We start from the raw sequence: 18,522 nt of genomic DNA, 5'->3' as shown, positions 1-18,522 counted from the left end.
CGCGCGCTCTTGTACGGTCAGCTTCTAAGCTTAAGCAGGTTGAGCTTGTATTCGTTGATGCCGAACTGCAGCACGCCGCGTTGCTCGAGCTCGCGGACGACTTCCGTCAGTACCGTCTTGGCGACGCCGGCCATCTGGGCGAGCTCGTCGTAATTCAGCGACATCGGAATGGAAATCATATTTCCGTCCCTTTTGCCGTTCTTGTTGGCGAGCGAGATCAAGTTCTTGAGCACGCGCGTCCTGCCGTCGAGGAAAGTCAGATCGTTCACGTGCTCGTTGGTCGCGCGAAGCCTCCGGCATAGCTCGGCCAAGATGCCGCGCGTAATATCGAAGTGTTCTTGCATCAAGTTCATGAAATGCTCGCTCGCGAGCTCCAGCACGGTCGTCGGTTCGAGCGTCTGGGCGGACGCCGAGCGGGGCCTTCCGTCAAGCAGGGACAACTCGCCGAAGCTTTCTCCGCCGTTGACGAGGGACAGCACTTTCTCTTCGCCGGAGCCGCTTTTCGTGAACAGCTTGATCGAGCCGGAGAGGACGACGTAGAACGTCGTGCCCGATTCTTTCTCGTGGAAAAGGATCGTTCCCGCGGGCAGCGTCCTTCTATGGGAAATCCGCAAAATGTGTTCCAGTTGTTCGTCGTTAAGGTTATCGAAGAGCGATACCTTCTTCAGCCACTCGATCATCGCGATCACTCCCGCAAAGCCTGTTTACATAGGCGGATTGTCTATTGGATGCTAATCCCATCCAGTTTACCATAGCCTTTTCAAATTCTGATAGTAGGAAGTGGCGAATATGAGCGAAAATCATCGAACGCGCGTCGATACCCGCTCCAAGGCGGCGTTCGAAGCGGCGAAACGAGTCATTCCGGGCGGCGTCAACAGTCCCGTCCGTGCTTTCAAGTCGGTCGGCCTGACCCCTCTCGTCATCGACCGTGCGGCGGGCAGCCGCATCACGGACATCGACGGGCAATCTTACATCGATTACGTGCTGAGCTGGGGCCCCCTCATCGCGGGCCACGCGCATCCCGAAGTCGTCGAGGCGATCAAACGCACGGCGGAAAAGGGAACGAGCTTCGGCGCGCCGACCGAACTGGAGACGATGATGGCGGAGCTCGTATGCGAGCGCGTGCCGTCCGTCGACGTCGTGCGCATGGTCAACTCCGGCACCGAAGCGACGATGAGCGCGTTGCGCCTCGCGCGGGGCTACACGAAGCGCAGCAAAATCCTGAAGTTCGAAGGCTCGTACCACGGCCATGCGGACAGCCTGCTGATCAAGGCGGGATCCGGCGTCGCCACGCTCGGGTTGCCGGACAGTCCCGGCGTGCCGGAAAGCGTCGCTTCGCACACGCTGACCGTTCCCTATAACGACCTCGAATCCGCGAAAACGGTGTTCGAGCGTTACGGGGACGATATCGCGGCCGTCATCGTCGAACCGATCGCGGGCAACATGGGCGTCGTGCCGCCGTTGCCGGGATTCTTGACCGGACTTCGCGAGCTGACGACGAAATACGGAAGCCTGCTGATTTTCGACGAAGTCATGACCGGCTTCCGGGTTCACTTGAATTGCGCGCAAGGCTTGTACGGCATTACGCCCGACTTGACCTGTCTCGGCAAAGTCATCGGAGGCGGCTTGCCCGTCGGCGCATACGGCGGCAAGCGGGAGATCATGGAGCAAATGGCGCCGGTCGGGCCGATCTACCAGGCGGGCACGCTGTCCGGCAATCCGCTGGCGATGGCGGCGGGCTACACGACGCTGAAGCTGATGACGGCCGAATCGTATCGGCTGCTCGAGCGGTTGTCCGCGCGCCTGCAAGCCGGATTGGAACGCAACGCCGCGGAAGCGGGAATCCCGATGACGATCAACCGGGTCGGCTCGATGGTATGCCCGTTCTTCACGGACAAGCACGTCATTAACTACGACGTGGCGAAGACGGCGAACACGGAGAGATTCCGCGCCGTATTCCGCAGGCTGCTCGATAACGGCGTGAACATCGCCCCGTCCCCGTTCGAAGGTTGGTTCGTCTCTACCGCGCACGGCGAGGACGACATCGACGCGACGATCGAAGCCCACCGTTCCGCCCTGGCGAAAGTGTAATTCAAGGCATGCAAGCCCCCAAGCCTCTTGGGGGCTTTTTGTCATCCGATCGCGAACGCGGGTCCGGGGTTGTATCTATTTCAGGCATGCCCGCCCATCCCCGGCATATAGATAATTAGAGAATCGTATGTCCCGGACCGGCCGCAAGCCGGAAAGGGCGCTTATGCCGAAAGGAGGACTTCGTCGTGACGGATCAGAGGAACGGGCTGCGCTTCGATATTTACGAACGGGTCCAGCTGCCTGACGACGCGGCAGCGATCGAAGAGCTGGAAGAGATCGAGTTGGTTCCGCACATGAGGGCGTTGCCGCAAAATGACCAAGTGCTATTGAAGGGCCATTTGCTCTTGTCGGGGGTATACAAGGCGCAAGACGCCGGCGAAGCTTCCCAGCTCGAGCACTGGATCCCGGTGGAGATTTCGTTGCCGCTCGACCGGATTCAAAGCGTGGAGGAATTGGCCGTGGAGATCGACAACTTCGACGTCGATCTCGTCTCGAACCGTTCCCTTAACGTAACGGGCGTGCTCGCCCTCAGGGGCCTGCAAGTGCAAACCCCGCAAAGTCCGGTCTGGCGGGACGATAGCTTTACCGTCGTTCACCAGGCCGAGCCCGAAGGAGCGGATCAAGAGCGCCCAGCCTACGAGTCATACGGGAACGAGGCGGCATCGTCCCCATCCGCGGAAGCCGGGAACTTCGAATTGTCCGAGCAGGACCGCGAGGAGGATTGGGGGCTGCAGGCGGAAGTCGACCAGGCGACCTCCGATCCGGCCGCGGAGAACGGCTGGCTGTCGATGTTCCAGCACTTGGAGGAAGCGCGCCAGCCGGCTGTTTTGCAGCCGGAGTCTCCGGCGCAGCAACAGCAGCCGGTGCAGCAACCTCAGTCTCAGCAGCAATCGCAACCGCGGCAGTCCCCGTACGGGGACGTGACGGCGGAACGGCTGTCCGATGCGGGATTCCTGCAGCCCGAGCCGCAACGCTACGAAGAACCGACCGCGCCGGCCGAGGAGAAAGCCGACTTGCGGGTGGCGCTCGGAGGCAAGGCTCTCGATTCTTCCGCGCAACAATCGCAGCAAGCGCAGCAGGCGCAGTCGGGCGTCGGCCTTCTCTCGCAATTGGGCGACAAGGGCGCGAAACGCGAAGCAGAGCTACGGCTGCAGGAAGCGGCTATCGCTGAAGAAAAGGCGCTCGCCGCGAAGAACAACCCGCAGTCTTCAGGCGACGAGCTGGAGTGGACGCGGCTGTTCCTGAACGCGGGAGCCCAAGCCCAATCGTTCCGCAAGGTGCGCATGTGCATCGTTCAAAGGGAAGATACGCTCGACGCGATCGCCAGCCGGTATCACGTTCAGGCGAGAGAATTGCAGCTATACAACCGGCTTCACGAACCGTATTTGTCCGAAGGCCAAGTGCTGTACATTCCTTAGATCGCATCGAATGGCTTCGAGGCCTCGTCGGCCCGTTCTTCCGCTTCGGCGGAGAGCGGGCTTCTTCGCGTTAGGCGGGCGTCCGTATTGACTCTCTCCCGGGCGAAAGGTAAAATATATAGCAATGACAAGGATAGGGAAGAGCACGCCTTTCGACCCACAGAGAGCGAAACCGCCGAACGACGGCGCTGGAAGGTTTCGCGGGAGAAGACCGGCTGCCAGTCGCCCTGGAGTTTTCCGCACGATCCCGCGCTTCGGCGCGCGTTAGTCCGGGACGGTTGCAACCGTTATTTCGCGCAGAGTGCCGTCATGCCGACAATGGCAGGACGGAACGAAGGTGGTACCACGGAAGATAACCTTTCGTCCTTTGCGACGGGAGGTTTTTGTGTTTTTTAAGATTCAGAGCCCGAAACTTGTGTCTCTTGGAGGTTGTGCCACACATGTCAGAATTAGAGCCAAAGCAAACGACCGAAATGCCGACGACTTACGATCCGACGAGCGCCGAGCGCAAATGGTATGAAATATGGCTGAAGGAAGGGTATTTTCAAGCGGGACGCCGGCCGGACGCGCCGAAGTACACCATCGTCATTCCTCCGCCGAACGTGACGGGCATGCTGCATATCGGCCATGCTCTCGATTTCACGCTTCAGGATATCCTCATCCGGTTCAAGCGGATGCAGGGCTTCGACGCGCTATGGTTGCCGGGTACCGACCATGCCGGCATCGCGACGCAGACGAAGGTCGAGCAGAAGCTGCGCGAGGAAGGCAAAAGCCGTTACGATCTCGGGCGCGAAGCGTTCCTCGAGAAAGTATGGGAATGGAAAGAGCAATATGCGAACACGATCCGCGACCAATGGTCGAAAATGGGGCTTAGCCTCGATTACTCCCGCGAGCGGTTTACGCTGGACGAAGGCTTGTCGAAGGCGGTCCGCGAAGTGTTCGTGCGCCTGTACGACAAAGGCTTGATCTACCGGGGCAAACGAATCATCAACTGGGATCCGGCGGCGCGCACCGCGCTGTCCGACATCGAAGTCGAATATAAAGAAGTGAACGGCAACTTGTATCACCTGCGCTATCCGCTCGCGGACGGCAGCGGGTACATCACGGTAGCCACGACGCGTCCGGAAACGATGCTGGGAGACACGGCCGTCGCCGTCCATCCGGAAGACGAGCGTTACAAAGCGTTGATCGGGAAGATGATCCTACTGCCGATCGTTAACCGCGAGATTCCGATCATCGCCGACGACTACGTCGAGAAGGACTTCGGTAGCGGAGCGGTGAAGATCACGCCTGCGCACGATCCGAACGACTTCGAAGTCGGCGCCCGTCACGATCTGCCGCAAATTACGGTCATGGACGAGGGCGGCCGCATGAACGGCTTCGCGGGCCCGTACGAAGGCATGGACCGGGCCGATTGCCGCAAAGCGATCGTGAAAGATTTGCAGGAACAGGGCGTATGCGTCAAGATCGAAGACCACGTGCATCAAGTCGGCCACAGCGAGCGCTCCGGCGCCGTCGTCGAGCCGTATTTGTCCACGCAATGGTTCGTCGACATGAAACCGTTAGCCGCGAGAGCGATCGATTCGCAGAAATCGGGCCAAGGCGTCAATTTCGTGCCTGACCGTTTCGAGAAAATTTACTTGAACTGGATCGAGAACGTGCGCGATTGGTGCATTTCCCGCCAGCTCTGGTGGGGTCACCGGATACCGGCCTGGCATCACGAGACGACCGGGGAAATCTACGTCGGCATGGAAGCGCCGGAAGGCGCGGATAGCCCTGATTCGCCTTGGAAACAAGACAACGACGTGCTCGACACGTGGTTCAGTTCCGCGCTCTGGCCGTTCTCGACGTTAGGTTGGCCGGAGAACAGCGAAGATCTTAAGCGCTATTACCCGACGGACGTTCTCGTCACGGGCTACGATATCATTTACTTCTGGGTTGCCCGGATGATCTTCACGGCGCTTGAATTCACGGACAGCATCCCGTTCAAGGACGTGCTCATTCACGGTCTCGTTCGCGACTCGGAAGGCCGCAAAATGTCCAAGTCGCTCGGCAACGGCGTCGATCCGCTCGACGTCATCGCGCAATACGGCGCCGACGCGATGCGCTTCATGATTTCCACGGGCAGCACGCCCGGCCAAGACCTGCGCTTCCGCTTCGAGAAAGTCGAGCAGGCGCGCAACTTCGCGAACAAGATCTGGAACGCTTCCCGGTTCGCGCTCATGAATCTGGAAGGTTTCTCGTACGGCGAAATCGACTTGACCGGCGACCTGTCGACGGCCGACCGCTGGATTCTGCACCGGTTCAACGAGACGGCCCGAGACATTACCCGCTTGATGGAAACGTACGAGTTCGGCGAAACCGGCCGCTTACTGTACAACTTTATCTGGGACGATCTGTGCGACTGGTACATCGAGTTCTCGAAGCTGACGCTCTACGGCAACGATCCGGTCGCGAAGAAGAGCACGCAGTCGGTGCTCGCGTACGTGCTTGACCGAACGCTTCGCCTATTGCATCCGTTCATGCCGTATTTGTCCGAAGAGATCTGGCAGCACTTGCCCCACGAGCCGGGAGAGACGATCATGCTGGCCGCGTGGCCGGTTTACCGGACGGATTTCGAGGCGATTCAATCGCTGAAGGAAATGGAGCTTCTCATGGAAGCGATCCGCGCCGTCCGCAACGTTCGCGCCGAAGTGAACGTGTCCCCGGGCAAGAAGGTCGAGCTGCTTCTGAAGCCGACCGGCGAAGCCGAGGAAGCGATCTTCGCCCGTAATGAAATCTACATCCAACGGTTCTGCAACACGTCATCTTATACGCTCGACCGGCAGCTTTCGCCTCCGGACAAAGCGATGTCGGCGATCGTGACGGGCGCGGAGCTGTTCTTCCCGCTAGCGGGATTGATCGACATCAGCCAAGAAATCGCGCGGCTGAACAAGGAGCTCGACAGTCTGAGCGCCGAAGTCGACCGCGTCGAGAAAAAGCTGTCCAACGAAGGTTATATCGCCAAAGCTCCGGCGCACGTCGTCGAACAGGAACGGGCGAAAGGTCTGGACTATAAAGACAAGAGAGACAAAGTGCTGGCGCGCATCTCGGAGCTTCAGTCATGACGGAGGCGCAAAGCAAAGCAACGACGGTTTTCCGCGAGGCCGACGAAGCGCTAGCCTGGATATTGAGCCTGACGCCGATCGGCATTCGTCCCGGTTTGGAACGGATCGTCCGCCTCATGGAAGCTTTCGGCAACCCGCAACGCCGGCTGAAATTCATCCACGTGGCGGGCACGAACGGCAAAGGCTCCGTCTGCGCCTATTTGACCAGCGTGCTGCGGCAGGCCAGATACGACGTCGGAACGTTCACGTCGCCGTATTTGACCTCTTTTTCCAACCGCATGCAATATAACGGGCAAGATATTCCGGACGAGACGCTCGTTCTTCTCGCCAACCGGCTGAAGCCGGAAGTGGACCGGATGGCGCTCGGCGAATGGGGATCCCCGACCGTGTTCGAGGTGACGACCGCGCTTGCGCTGCTTTACTACGGCACGGTCGCATTCCCGGATTACGTCGTGTGGGAGACGGGACTCGGCGGCAGGCTGGACGTGACGAACATCGTGGCGCCCGTCGTCAGCGTCATTACGAACGTCGGGCACGACCATATGGACATTCTCGGCTCCACTTTGGCGGACGTAGCGCGGGAGAAGGCGGGAATCATCAAATCCGGCGTTCCCGTCGTCACATCCGTGAAGCCGTCCGAATCGCTGGACATCGTGAGGGAAACGGCGAAGGCAAAGCAAGCGACGCCGTACGGGCTTGGCAACGAATTTTCGTACGAAACGACGTCTTTCAAGGAAAATGAGCAAACGTTTATTTTCCAAGGACCGTTCCGTAAGGTACAATCGTTAACGATCTCCCTGAACGGAGCGCACCAAGTCGAGAACGCGGCGACGGCGATCATGGCGCTCGAGGTGCTGAGGCAATATTACGCGTTGATCGTCGACGACGAGGATTTGCGCGACGGCCTTCGGCTGACCGCTTGGCCGGGCAGGCTGGAGCTCGTCTCGGAGCGGCCGCGCGTTCTGATCGACGGGGCGCACAATCCGGAAGGCATGGAAGCGTTGGCTCGGGCCTTGCGGGACGTCTATCGATTCGACAGGCTTAACGTCATGATGGCGATGATGCCGAATAAGAATCATGAGAAGACTTTGCGGCATATACTACCAATGGTGGATACGCTTGTGGTGACGGAACCCGATTTTCATAAAAAGATGAACGCCGCCGATCTGGCCGACGTTGCGGAGTCGCTCCGCGAAGAGCTCGGCAGGCCGCTGGACGTCATCGTAGAGCCGGATTGGCGCAAGGCGCTGGAGAAGCTGACGGCGTTATCCGGAAGCTCGCCGGATGGCGAGGACGCGTTAACCGTCGTCACGGGGACTCTGTATTTGATCGCCGACGTGCGGTCTTGGTTACTCGATGGGAAGAATTCAGAAAAAGGCTGGTGAAGCGTCGTTGCGAACCGCTGAACATGTGCATTTTATCGGTATCGGAGGCTATGGCATGAGCGCCATCGCCCGCGTCATGCTGGAGATGGGCTACCAAGTGTCCGGTTCCGACGTGGTGCGCCAGGAATTGACCGACAAGCTGGCCGCCAAAGGAGCTCAAATCTATATCGGCCATGAACCGGAGCACGTCCGGGGAGCCGATCTCGTCGTCTATTCGACGGCGTTGTCGAGGGATAACGTCGAACGCCAGGAAGCGGAACAGCTCAACATTCCGATCCTGCACCGGGCGCAGATGCTCGCCCGTCTGCTGAACGCGAGGAACGGCATCGCGGTGGCGGGCGCGCACGGAAAGACGACGACGTCCTCGATGATCGCGCTCGTCATGGAATCATGCGGGCTCGACCCTACGTACATTATCGGCGGAGAAATCGTGAACGTAGGCACGAACGCCAAGGCGGGCAAAGGCAATTACGTCGTGGCGGAAGCGGACGAGAGCGACGGATCGTTCCTTCAGTACGAAGCGGCGATCGGCGTCGTCACGAACATCGAGGCCGATCATCTCGAGAATTACGACGGAGACTTCGGCAAGCTGAAACAAGCTTACGTGTCTTTCCTCGGCAATATCAAACATGATGGCTGTGCCGTCGTCTGCGCGGACGACGCCAACGTTCGCGAATTGCTCCCCCAAATCGGGTCGCGGCGCCTCGTCACGTTCGGCATTGATTCCGCAGACGCGGAATACCGGGCGGCAAACATTGTGCTCGGCGACCGTTGCGCGACGTTCTCGGTCTATCGGCGCGATCAATCGCTCGGTTCGGTCACGCTGTCCGTGCCCGGCCGACATAACGTATATAACGCTCTCGCGACGGTGATCGTCTGCCTGGAGGCGAGCGTTCCTTTCGCGTCGATCGCCGAAGCGATCCGCGAGTTCCGCGGCGCCAAGCGGAGGTTCCAAGTGCTCGGCGAAGTGAAGGACATGCTGGTCATCGACGATTACGCGCATCACCCGACGGAAATCCAAGCGACGATCCAAGCCGCGAAGGCGACGGGCAAGCGTATCATCGCGGTGTTCCAGCCGCAACGATATACGAGGACGTACTTCCTGCTCGACGCGTTCAGCCGCGCGTTTTCGGAAGCCGACGAAGTCATCATCACGGACATTTACTCCCCGGCCGGCGAACAAAGGATCGAAGGCGTCAACTCCCGCAAGCTCGTGGAGCTGATTTCCCAGAACAGCAATCCGAACGTCGCTTACGTGCCGACGAAGGAAGAGGTCCGGGATTTGCTCGCCGACAAAGTCGCTCCGGGAGATCTCGTGCTTACGATGGGCGCGGGCGACATCTGGAAGACGGCCGTCGAGCTGTCGCGCATCCTTCGGGAACGGACGTAAGGGAGTCGTTATAGGCAATGGGCCGCCGGGCGATCCGGCGGTTTTTTATGTTGTGCTTGGCAGCATAGAAGGAATGAAGTCTCCAGCATATCGCGAGACCGGATTACCCAGAAAAATAAGGAAATATTCTATTTCACCGCTACTTTTGCACTATTGTTATAATTTTTAAGGAATTGTAAAATCAAACGGTGTAAAGCATCTACAGCCCTTCGAAGCGACCTCGAGTCGATCAATAGTTGTTTCAAAAGCAACTACATCCCTTCGATGGGACTTCGAGTAGCCCAATAGTTGCTCACAAAGCATCTACGACATCTCCAGGTGCGCTGAACTCGTCCAATAGTCGACCCTGAAGGGGATCGCTCACGCTCTACCGCCCGAAGGTGACCTGAATATAGCCGGACGTCGAGCTAATCGATCGAACATATTTAATCCCACTCTCTCATAATCTGATTAATAGATTAAGGGACAAGGGGTGGCACGGCATGCAGCAACCGAAAACGAGAATGACGTTCCGATTCGAGCCGCCGAAGCCGAAGGCGAAAGAGCAGACGGTTCGGCCGGTCCCGCCGACGCAGGCTCCGGAAGAGGGAGTCGATCCTTACGACGCATTGGCGAGCCACGATAGAAACGAAGGGACCTCGGAGCGAGGGACGAAAGCGCAAGGGGGCGGAAATGCGGAACTTCCGCCGGCGGCTTACATAGTCGATCGTGATGCCTCCGGGACCGATGTCGGGAACGAAGCCTATCCACGTCAAATCGTAGCGTGGGACAGTCCGTACCAGGACGATATACGCGCGCTGGAAGAAATGATCCGCAAGACGGAACGGCCAAAGGAAACGGTCGCGCCAGCTGCGTTGTTCCGCAAGCCAACCGTGAAAGCCGTCCGCGACGCGGCGAAACCCGCGGCAGCCGCCGACGACGCGGAACCCGCAACCGGGATCGATCTGTCCGAAGTCGAGGCTTCGGAGGCCGCCCGAGAAAGGAAAAGAAACGGCTCCTTTGAGGGCGCCGGCGTTGCCGCGTTCGAGAGTTCGAGCTGGTATGCGAGAATCCGGGAAGGGAACGATTCCGGCGCGGGAGAAGGAGCCGATCCGGAGCGGGATCCGGCGCGCGGCGGCGGTCCGTCCTGGGGACGGGTATTCGTATCGGTCGCGGCGGCGATCGCCACCGGCGCGTTATTCGGTTATTTGGCGTTAAGCTTGTTTACGGGGGAACCGTTATTCCCGGGGAAATCGTCGGGAGACGTTCCCGTCTCCGGAAGCGGAACGGCGGAAATTCTTCCGTCCCAGGCGGCCGAGACGTTCAGCAAGTATCCGGTCGTTTCGTCGTCGCCGGATTCGTCTTCGGACGGCCAAGAGACGGACCGTTCCGCCGGGACCGTTACGCTCGCGGCCAGTCCGGCGTATCTGCTGCAGTTCGGCAAGTTTCAGAACATTGAAAGCATGCAGGAAGCGGTCAAGCAATTGAAGGAGAAAGGTTACGTGTACGCGACCGATGCCAGCGACGGCTACCGCGTGTTCGCGGGCGTCGCGACGACGCAGAGCGACGCGCAGCGGCTGTCCGCCCGGTTGACGGACGCGGAATTGTACGTCAAGCCGTTCGGCGGGGAGGCGCTCGACGTTTCTTCGGCCGTTCTTTCGCCGGAAGGGGCGGAATATCTGAACGCCAGCTCCGCTTATACGAAGCAATTGATCGAATTCACGCAACGGGAGCTGTCGACGAACGGCGCGAACGAGCCCGGGCAAGACGTCGCCGATAAGCTGGCGGAAGGCGAACGGCTGTGGCGGCAAACGTCCGCTTCGTCGGACAAAGTCGGCGCCGCCCGATCGACGGACGCCAAAGCGATTGCCCAGGCGCTTAACGCCGCTTCGCTGACGTTGTCGGACTATGCCCGCGAGCCTTCGCGAGCGCGCTTATGGAGCGTGCAGGCGCAAGCGATGAAGGCTTTGCTGGCCGACCATCGGATCCGGGCCGCGTTGTCGGAATCGACGGACGGATAGCCGTTCGGTTAGCTGACGGCAAGCCTATAGGGACTTCAGAACGGGACAGCCTGATTCGTTGGGGCTGTCTTTGTTTTATCCGTTGTGCGGCATGTCCGGTGGACGTATAATGGGTAGACGGGTGTCAAAAAATGGTGGGAGACGGAGAACGATGAAGAAAAATGGTTGGATTCTTCTGTTGTTTGTATTTCTTGGACTGCTGGCCGGCGCGCTCGTCGCGAACGGACTCCGGGACGTTCAGGGGCTATCGTTCCTGACCCGCGCGATCAAAGTCGATTGGTCCCCGGCGGCGGATTTGGCCGTCATTAAGTATAGCTTGACGCTGAACGTGAACTTTACGTTGCTTAGCGTCATCGGCGCGTGCGTAGGCATTTGGTTATACCGCAAAATGTAATTTTCGAAAGGAAGGCTCCGGTTCCATGCTGAATTCGACGACTACGCAACATAAGCTCGTCCTTGCTTCTTCTTCGCCTCGCAGGCAGGAGTTGATCGCTTTGCTCGGACTTCCCGTGGACGTCAAGCCGAGCCGGGTCGGGGAAGAAACTCCGGCGGATTGGTCGCCGGCCAGAATCGTGGAGGAACTATCCCTGCGCAAAGCGAACGCGGTCAAGGAAGAGATCGACGCCACCGCCGACGGACGCTCGATCGTCGTCGGAAGCGATACGATCGTCGTGTTGAACGGCGACGCGATGGGAAAACCTAGGGATGAGCAAGATGCCCTGAGGATGCTCGGCTCGCTGTCGGGCAGGACACACGAAGTGTATACCGGAGTGACCTGCATTCGGGTGTCCGACGGGAAGACGAGTACTGCCCATCGCGTCACGAAGGTGACGATGCGAAAGCTGTCTGACGATCAAATATCGCGTTACGTCGCGACCGGCGAGCCGATGGACAAAGCGGGGGCGTACGGGATCCAAGAGATCGGGTCGCTGCTGGTCGAATCGATCGAAGGCTGCTATTTCAACGTCGTCGGATTGCCCGTATCGCTTCTCGCGGTACAGTTGGAGGCTTTCGGCATTACCGTACCTTGAACGATGAAGCCAATTCCGCGGCCGACGCGGCTGAACAAAGGCAGGTCGAGGGCATGGAGCAACGTTCGTTGCGTTTAAGGGAATTCCCCGCGGAGGAGCGTCCGAGGGAGAGAATGCAGAAGAACGGGGCGGAGTCCCTCAGCCATGCGGAGCTTCTGGCGATTTTGCTCCGTACCGGTTCCTCGAAGGAGTCTGCGCTTCATTTGGCGCAGCGGATATTGAACGACGTCGGCGGCTTACGCAGGCTGGCCGAAAGCAAGTGGGAGGAATTGACGCACATTCACGGCATCGGCCCGGCGAAGGCGCTTCAGCTGCAAGCTTCGATCGAGCTCGGCAGAAGAGTCGCAAGGGCGAGGTTGCCGGAAGCGGCGAAGATTACGTGTCCGCAGGACGCGGCCGATCTGCTGATGGAGGAGCTTCGCCATCATCGCGAAGAGCATTTCATCTGTCTTTTTCTCGATACGAAGAATCAAGTCATCGGCAGGCAGACGTTGTCGATCGGCAGCTTAAACGCGTCGATCGTCCATCCCAGGGAAGTGTTCAAAGCCGCGATCCGAAGGAGCAGCGCATCGATCGTATGCGCGCATAACCATCCGAGCGGCGATCCGACGCCGAGTCCCGAAGACATACAGTTGACGAGACGACTCGGAGAGGCGGGGAAGCTGATCGGCATCGAGCTTCTCGACCATTTGGTAATAGGTGACAATCGCTTTATCAGTTTGAAGGAGCTAGGTTGCTTGTAATATAATGAGAAGGATTGTCCCGACGACCGAAGCGCTCATTCAGGCACTACATAACGGTCGCGGTTATAGCAGGAGGTAGCAGCAATGGTAGGAGGATTTACAAGGGATCTCGGCATCGATCTGGGAACCGCGAACACGCTCGTGTACATGAAAGGCAAAGGAATCGTCGTCAGGGAGCCGTCCGTGGTCGCCCTGCGTACCGATACAAAAAAAATCGAAGCGGTAGGCTCCGACGCCAAAAAAATGATAGGTCGCACGCCGGGCAACATCGTGGCCATACGTCCGATGAAAGACGGAGTCATCGCCGACTTCGAGACGACGGCAACGATGATCAAATACTTCATTCGTAGCGCGCAGAAGCCGCGCGCCTTGTTCCAACGACATCCGAACGTCATGGTGTGCGTGCCTTCCGGCATTACCGCCGTCGAGAAACGCGCCGTCGAAGATGCGACGAAGCAGGCCGGCGCCCGGGAAGCCTACATTATCGAAGAACCGTTCGCGGCGGCGATCGGCGCGGACTTGCCCGTATGGGAACCGACGGGCAGCATGGTCGTCGACATCGGCGGCGGCACGACGGAAGTGGCGGTCATCTCCCTCGGAGGCATCGTCACGAGCCGGTCGATCCGCATCGCGGGAGACGAGATGGACGACGCGATTATCGCTTATATCAAACGGCTGTACAACCTGATGATCGGCGAGAGAACGGCCGAGCAGCTGAAGATGGAGATCGGGTCCGCGATGCCGCTCGACAAGGTGGAATCGATCGAGATTCGCGGGCGGGATCTCGTGTCCGGATTGCCGAAGACGCTCGCCATCACGTCCGACGAGATTACCGAAGCACTGTCGGACACGGTCAATTCCATTATCGACGCCGTCAAGGTGACGCTCGAGAAATGCCCGCCGGAGCTGTCCGCGGACATTATGGACAGGGGCATCGTGCTGACGGGCGGCGGAGCGCTGCTTCGCAACCTGGACAAAATGCTGACCCGCGAGACCGGCATGCCCGTTCTCGTCGCCGAAAATCCGCTCGATTGCGTAGCGATCGGCACGGGGAGAGCATTGGAGAACATTCATTTGTTCAAGTCCAAAGGCGGCGCCTCCCGGTCCAGCCGATAAAAGAGATAGACTGGTTGGGGAAAGCAGGTGGGCGAGATTTTTCGATTCATGCGCAACAAGCGGTTGTTTATCCTGATGATCGGGTTGATCCTGTTCATCGCTCTCATGGGGTTTACGTTAGGCCGGAAACGCTTGACCTGGCCGGAGAAGTTCATCAACGACGCCTTCGGCACCGCGCAAGGGGTGCTCTATCAGCCGGTCGGCGCGGTCGCGGATTTCTTTCGCGACCTTGGCCGACTTTCCGACGTGTATCGGGAGAATGAGCAGTTGAGGAGAACGGTCGCCCAATATACGCAGGACCAGATCAGGTTCAACCAGCTTGAAGCGGAAAACAAACGGCTGCAAGAAGAGTTGGATTTTACGGAGCAACAGAAAAAAATGGACGATTATCGCTATTTGATCGCGCAAGTGATCGGTAGCACGTCCAACCCGTACGAGAAGACGATCACGATCAACCTCGGTACCAACGACGGCATCCAGCCGGAGATGGCGGTCCGCACCGTCGACGGGCTGGTCGGACTCGTCAGCAAAGTCAAAACGTTTACTTCCACGGTGACGCTGATTACCGATCTCGATCCGAATTCCTCCAAGGGTACGCCCGTGTCGGCGACGTTCCTCGGGAAACCCGATTCTTTCGGCATTATTGAATACGATGATGAGAACGGCCTTTTGCAAATGACCAAGATCGACGAGAGGGACAAGCCCGCGGACGGAGACAAAGTCATTACTTCGGGTCTCGGAAGCCTGTTCCCGAAAGGAATCATGATCGGTACCGTCAAGAGCAGCCAAGTCGGCGATTTCGGTTTGACGTTCACGGCGATCATCGAACCGGCGGCGAAGTTCGACCATCTGAGAGAGGTGTTCGTCATCGTCGTGCCTCAAGCCGGGGTGGATGAGCCGTGAAGGTGAGAATCAATTGGATGATTTTGATCTCGCTCTTCCTGCTCGTTCTCGAGAACGGGGTCGTGCCATGGATCGTCCCGTCGGCATGGAGCGAAAGGCTGCTGCCGCATCTCGGCTTCGTTATGACGCTGTTCTCCGCCGGCTTCGCCGGCCGTCACGTCGCCTTCCTGTTCGGTCTCGGCTTCGGCTTGTTGCAAGATACGCTTTCCTACGGTCACTTGATCGGACCTTACGGCTTCGGCATGGCGCTGATCGGTTATTTGGCCGGTCTGCTCGCGGAACGCAAAAGCTTCACGATCGGTTTTTTCGCGTGGGTCGCACTCGTCGGCGGCATGATGCTGGATTCGGTCGCGTTCAGCATTTACAAGCTGTTCACCTTGACGGACCTGCGGTTCGCATACGCCTTCTATTGGCAGATCGCACCGACGGCGATCTTGCAGCTCATGATCGCTCTCCTATTCTACGTTCCGGTTCGCCGCTTCTTAGTAAAATCCACGCTGTCTTCGCCCGAAGACAATCAAGATTAGCGTCGTTCGGCGCTGAAGGCAGGAATTCGGCTCTCTGAGGCAGAATTTCATTACCCGTAGGGAGGAGCGGAAGAAGTGGCCGGCAAATCGTACGTAACGATCAAAGGAACGAAGGACGGACTCGTATTTCTATTGGACGATCAATGCGAATTCGTTGCGCTGCAGGGCGAGCTTAACGAGAAGCTGGATAAGCACGTCCAGCAATTCACCGGGCCTATCATCCATATTTTCATTAAGCTAGGCGCAAGGCATCTTGAGGAAGAAGAGAAGGAAAGCATCCGCGATATTTTCCGGAAGCAAGGCAACCTGCTTATTCAATCGATAGAGAGCGATCCGCCCGCGGACGATCCAGCCGCCAAGAAGGCGCCTATGCTCCATTCGATGTCGGCGATCGTGCGTTCGGGCCAGACGGTGGACGTCGACGGTCATCTGCTGTTGCTAGGAGACGTCAATCCGGGAGGGACGATCCGTTGCACCGGCGACGTCTATGTGATCGGGGCGCTCAGGGGAACCGTGCATGCCGGTTCGGATGGCAACGGCGAAGCGATCATCGCGGCTTCGCTCATGAGACCGACGCAGCTTCGCATCGCGGACGTGATCAGCCGACCGCCGGACGAATGGACGAGCGCGGAACCTTGGATGGAATACGCGTTTTTGCGCGACGGAACGATGGCCATCGACAAGATGTCGAGTTTAAGCCGGCAACGCAAGGAAGTCATGCAGTTCAAAGGAGTGTAGATCATGGGAGAAGCGATCGTAGTTACCTCGGGGAAAGGCGGCGTCGGCAAAACGACGACGTCCGCGAATTTGGGCACGGCGCTTGCGATGCTCGGGAAAAAGGTATGCATGGTCGACACGGATATCGGATTGCGCAACCTGGACGTCGTCATGGGCTTGGAAAACAGGATCGTGTACGATCTCATCGACGTCGCGGAAGGGCGCTGCCGGGTCAACCAGGCACTCATCAAGGATAAGCGTTTCGACGAACTGTACATGCTTCCCGCCGCTCAGACGAAAGACAAAAACGACATCTCTCCGGAACAGGTGCGCCAGATCATCGAGAGCCTGAAACCGGATTTCGACTATATTATTATCGACTGCCCGGCGGGCATCGAACAAGGCTTCCGCAACGCGATCGCGGGCGCGTCCCAGGCGATCGTCGTCACGACGCCGGAGAACGCGGCCGTGCGAGACGCGGATAGGGTCATCGGTCTGCTCGAGAAGAGCAATTTCCCTTCGCCTAAGCTGATCATTAACCGGATTCGTCCGAATTTGGTCAGAAGCGGGGACATGCTCGAAGTCGAGGACATCTGCCAAGTGCTCGCCATCGACCTGATCGGCATCGTGCCGGACGACGAGCTCGTCATCAAGGCGGCGAACTCCGGGGAACCGACCGTCATGAACGCGGATTCGCGCGCCGCTATCGCTTATCGCAACATCGCGCGGCGTATTTTAGGAGAGACCGTGCCGCTCACGCAGCTAGAGGAGAAATCGGGCGTGTTCCGCAAGGTCAAGAAGCTTCTGGGAATGGGATGATCGGAGTTTGTTGAACCGATTCAAGAAAATGGACTGGATGATGCTCGCGATTCTCGGATTGTTCATGGGAATCAGCACCGTTCTCGTCCGAAGCGCGACGTTAAACAGCCCGAAATTCACGGGACTGGACAAATCGACGATCGTTTTCTACGCGCTGGGCTTCGGCGTCGTGCTGTTCATGACGCTGATCGATTACCGGCTCATTTTGAAGGTATGGTACGTATGGTACGCTCTAGGCTTGATCTTATGCGGCCTCGTATTGTTCACGCCGAAGATTAACGGAGCCAGCGGCTGGTTCAAGCTGCCGGGAGGTTTGCTGTTCCAGCCGGCGGAAGTCATGAAAATATTCCTTATCATCGCTGTCGCGGCGGTCATCGGAAAACGGCTTGGAGATCCGCTACGATTGCGGACGGACGTAACGTTCGTCGCGATGATGACGTTGGTTCCTTTCCTGATCGTCATGATCCAGCCGGATCTCGGGAACGCGATGATCTATATTTTCATCGTGCTCGGCATGCTCTGGATCGGCAATATCCGATATAGCTACGTCTTGATCGGGATCGCCGTCGTCGTCGGCGGACTGATTCTGTTCGTGTCGTTGTTCAATACGTATAATAGTGAAATCGAAGATTACTTTAAGGATCAAAACAAGTCGCATTGGTACAAAAGAATCAATACTTTTATTCATCCGGAGGAAGCTTCGAGGGACGACCGACTTCAGTCGGAGTACGCGCAGATCGCCATCGGCTCGGGCGGGTTGACCGGCGATGGCTATATGCAAGGCGAGTCCAAGAAGCGCAATTTCATCCCGTACACGTATTCGGACTCCATCTTCGTCGTCGTCGGCGAGGAGTTCGGTTTCCAAGGGGCGGCGGTATTGCTGCTACTGTACTTCCTGTTCATCTACCGAATGATTCTGATCGCCTATCAATGTTACGACCGGCGAGGGTCTTTCATTATTATCGGAATCGCGTCGATGATGGTGTTTCAGATTTTCCAGAATATCGGAATGATGATAGGCATCATGCCGATTACCGGCATTACGCTTCCGTTTATCAGTTACGGGGGAACGTCGCTGCTGCTCAACATGATGTCCATCGGCATTATATTCAGCATTAAGGCGCATCAGGAGAAGTACGAAATGGATACGTAGACGCAAAAAGCACGGAAGCGAGCTCCAATGTCATTAAGTTAAGGAGCAGGGCCAAAATCAAGAACAAGAGCAGGTTATCGAAAAGATAGCCCGCTCTTTTTTTTGCACGAAAACAGCAAAAC

General features: G+C 58.1%; 16 protein-coding genes. 15 read left to right on the top strand and 1 reads right to left on the bottom strand.

Translation table 11 applies throughout. The annotated features are described in order from the left end of the window. Positions 1 to 17: 17 nt before the first annotated feature. Positions 18 to 680, bottom strand: a complete 663-nt coding sequence (locus ACFPPD_RS06300) for a Crp/Fnr family transcriptional regulator (RefSeq protein WP_209748739.1) — start codon at positions 678 to 680, stop codon at positions 18 to 20. Positions 681 to 789: 109 nt separating this feature from the next. Here ACFPPD_RS06300 and hemL point away from each other — a divergent pair, with 109 nt between their 5' ends. From hemL to ACFPPD_RS06225, 15 genes are all read left to right on the top strand, one after another. After that, the gene (hemL, locus tag ACFPPD_RS06295) at positions 790 to 2,091 is read left to right on the top strand and encodes a glutamate-1-semialdehyde 2,1-aminomutase (RefSeq protein ID WP_209748740.1); all 1,302 of its coding nucleotides are present in this window, start codon (positions 790 to 792) and stop codon (positions 2,089 to 2,091) included. A gap of 185 nt (positions 2,092 to 2,276) precedes the next feature. Then, entirely contained in the window at positions 2,277 to 3,509 is a 1,233-nt protein-coding gene (locus ACFPPD_RS06290) for a LysM peptidoglycan-binding domain-containing protein (protein ID WP_209748741.1), read from the top strand. 440 nt (positions 3,510 to 3,949) lie between these two features. Further along, positions 3,950 to 6,616 (top strand): valine--tRNA ligase, encoded by a 2,667-nt coding sequence (locus tag ACFPPD_RS06285; protein ID WP_209748742.1) that lies wholly within the window; start codon positions 3,950 to 3,952, stop codon positions 6,614 to 6,616. Then, positions 6,613 to 8,001 carry a bifunctional folylpolyglutamate synthase/dihydrofolate synthase gene (locus ACFPPD_RS06280; RefSeq protein ID WP_209748743.1) on the top strand — a complete coding sequence of 463 codons (1,389 nt, stop codon included), beginning with the start codon at positions 6,613 to 6,615 and terminating at the stop codon, positions 7,999 to 8,001. Before ACFPPD_RS06285 ends, ACFPPD_RS06280 begins: the two co-directional genes overlap by 4 nt. A gap of 7 nt (positions 8,002 to 8,008) precedes the next feature. After that, complete coding sequence (murC, locus tag ACFPPD_RS06275) at positions 8,009 to 9,391, top strand: UDP-N-acetylmuramate--L-alanine ligase (protein ID WP_209748744.1); 1,383 nt, start codon at positions 8,009 to 8,011, stop codon at positions 9,389 to 9,391. Between the two features lie 482 nt (positions 9,392 to 9,873). Next, entirely contained in the window at positions 9,874 to 11,391 is a 1,518-nt protein-coding gene (locus ACFPPD_RS06270) for an SPOR domain-containing protein (protein WP_209748745.1), read from the top strand. A gap of 151 nt (positions 11,392 to 11,542) precedes the next feature. Then, complete coding sequence (locus ACFPPD_RS06265; protein ID WP_209748746.1) at positions 11,543 to 11,785, top strand: DUF4321 domain-containing protein; 243 nt, start codon at positions 11,543 to 11,545, stop codon at positions 11,783 to 11,785. Positions 11,786 to 11,810: 25 nt separating this feature from the next. Further along, entirely contained in the window at positions 11,811 to 12,422 is a 612-nt protein-coding gene (locus ACFPPD_RS06260; RefSeq protein ID WP_209748747.1) for a Maf family protein, read from the top strand. Positions 12,423 to 12,475: 53 nt separating this feature from the next. Then, a complete protein-coding gene (radC, locus tag ACFPPD_RS06255) occupies positions 12,476 to 13,165 on the top strand; it encodes a RadC family protein (protein ID WP_209748748.1) in 690 nt (229 codons plus the stop codon). An 84-nt stretch (positions 13,166 to 13,249) separates the two neighbouring features. Beyond that, positions 13,250 to 14,281 carry a rod shape-determining protein gene (locus ACFPPD_RS06250; protein WP_209748749.1) on the top strand — a complete coding sequence of 344 codons (1,032 nt, stop codon included), beginning with the start codon at positions 13,250 to 13,252 and terminating at the stop codon, positions 14,279 to 14,281. Positions 14,282 to 14,308: 27 nt separating this feature from the next. After that, a complete protein-coding gene (gene mreC, locus ACFPPD_RS06245; RefSeq protein ID WP_378081557.1) occupies positions 14,309 to 15,184 on the top strand; it encodes a rod shape-determining protein MreC in 876 nt (291 codons plus the stop codon). Next, positions 15,181 to 15,711, top strand: a complete 531-nt coding sequence (gene mreD, locus ACFPPD_RS06240; protein ID WP_209748750.1) for a rod shape-determining protein MreD — start codon at positions 15,181 to 15,183, stop codon at positions 15,709 to 15,711. The genes mreC and mreD overlap by 4 nt, the downstream gene beginning before the upstream one ends. Before the next feature lie 75 nt (positions 15,712 to 15,786). Continuing rightward, positions 15,787 to 16,449, top strand: a complete 663-nt coding sequence (locus ACFPPD_RS06235; RefSeq protein WP_209748751.1) for a septum site-determining protein MinC — start codon at positions 15,787 to 15,789, stop codon at positions 16,447 to 16,449. Positions 16,450 to 16,452: 3 nt separating this feature from the next. Next, complete coding sequence (gene minD, locus ACFPPD_RS06230) at positions 16,453 to 17,247, top strand: septum site-determining protein MinD (protein ID WP_209748752.1); 795 nt, start codon at positions 16,453 to 16,455, stop codon at positions 17,245 to 17,247. 7 nt (positions 17,248 to 17,254) lie between these two features. After that, positions 17,255 to 18,400, top strand: coding sequence for an FtsW/RodA/SpoVE family cell cycle protein (locus ACFPPD_RS06225; RefSeq protein ID WP_209748753.1), 1,146 nt, complete (start codon positions 17,255 to 17,257; stop codon positions 18,398 to 18,400). Positions 18,401 to 18,522 lie beyond the last annotated feature (122 nt).

Source organism: Cohnella suwonensis, from assembly GCF_042655365.1.
GTDB classification, from domain to species: domain Bacteria; phylum Bacillota; class Bacilli; order Paenibacillales; family Paenibacillaceae; genus Cohnella; species Cohnella suwonensis.
Note: the sequence above shows the minus strand (reverse complement) of the source record. Positions and strands in the feature narration are given on the sequence as shown.

What these genes read in the sequence shown, in the direction of transcription:
- ACFPPD_RS06280 (WP_209748743.1), top strand. Translation starts at nt 6,613, where the DNA reads ATGACGGAGGCGCAAAGCAAAGCAACGACGGTTTTCCGCGAGGCCGAC.
- radC (WP_209748748.1), top strand. Translation starts at nt 12,476, where the DNA reads ATGGAGCAACGTTCGTTGCGTTTAAGGGAATTCCCCGCGGAGGAGCGT.
- ACFPPD_RS06250 (WP_209748749.1), top strand. Translation starts at nt 13,250, where the DNA reads ATGGTAGGAGGATTTACAAGGGATCTCGGCATCGATCTGGGAACCGCG.
- hemL (WP_209748740.1), top strand. Translation starts at nt 790, where the DNA reads ATGAGCGAAAATCATCGAACGCGCGTCGATACCCGCTCCAAGGCGGCG.
- ACFPPD_RS06300 (WP_209748739.1), bottom strand. Translation starts at nt 680, where the DNA reads ATGATCGAGTGGCTGAAGAAGGTATCGCTCTTCGATAACCTTAACGAC.
- ACFPPD_RS06260 (WP_209748747.1), top strand. Translation starts at nt 11,811, where the DNA reads ATGCTGAATTCGACGACTACGCAACATAAGCTCGTCCTTGCTTCTTCT.
- ACFPPD_RS06265 (WP_209748746.1), top strand. Translation starts at nt 11,543, where the DNA reads ATGAAGAAAAATGGTTGGATTCTTCTGTTGTTTGTATTTCTTGGACTG.
- ACFPPD_RS06285 (WP_209748742.1), top strand. Translation starts at nt 3,950, where the DNA reads ATGTCAGAATTAGAGCCAAAGCAAACGACCGAAATGCCGACGACTTAC.
- minD (WP_209748752.1), top strand. Translation starts at nt 16,453, where the DNA reads ATGGGAGAAGCGATCGTAGTTACCTCGGGGAAAGGCGGCGTCGGCAAA.
- ACFPPD_RS06270 (WP_209748745.1), top strand. Translation starts at nt 9,874, where the DNA reads ATGCAGCAACCGAAAACGAGAATGACGTTCCGATTCGAGCCGCCGAAG.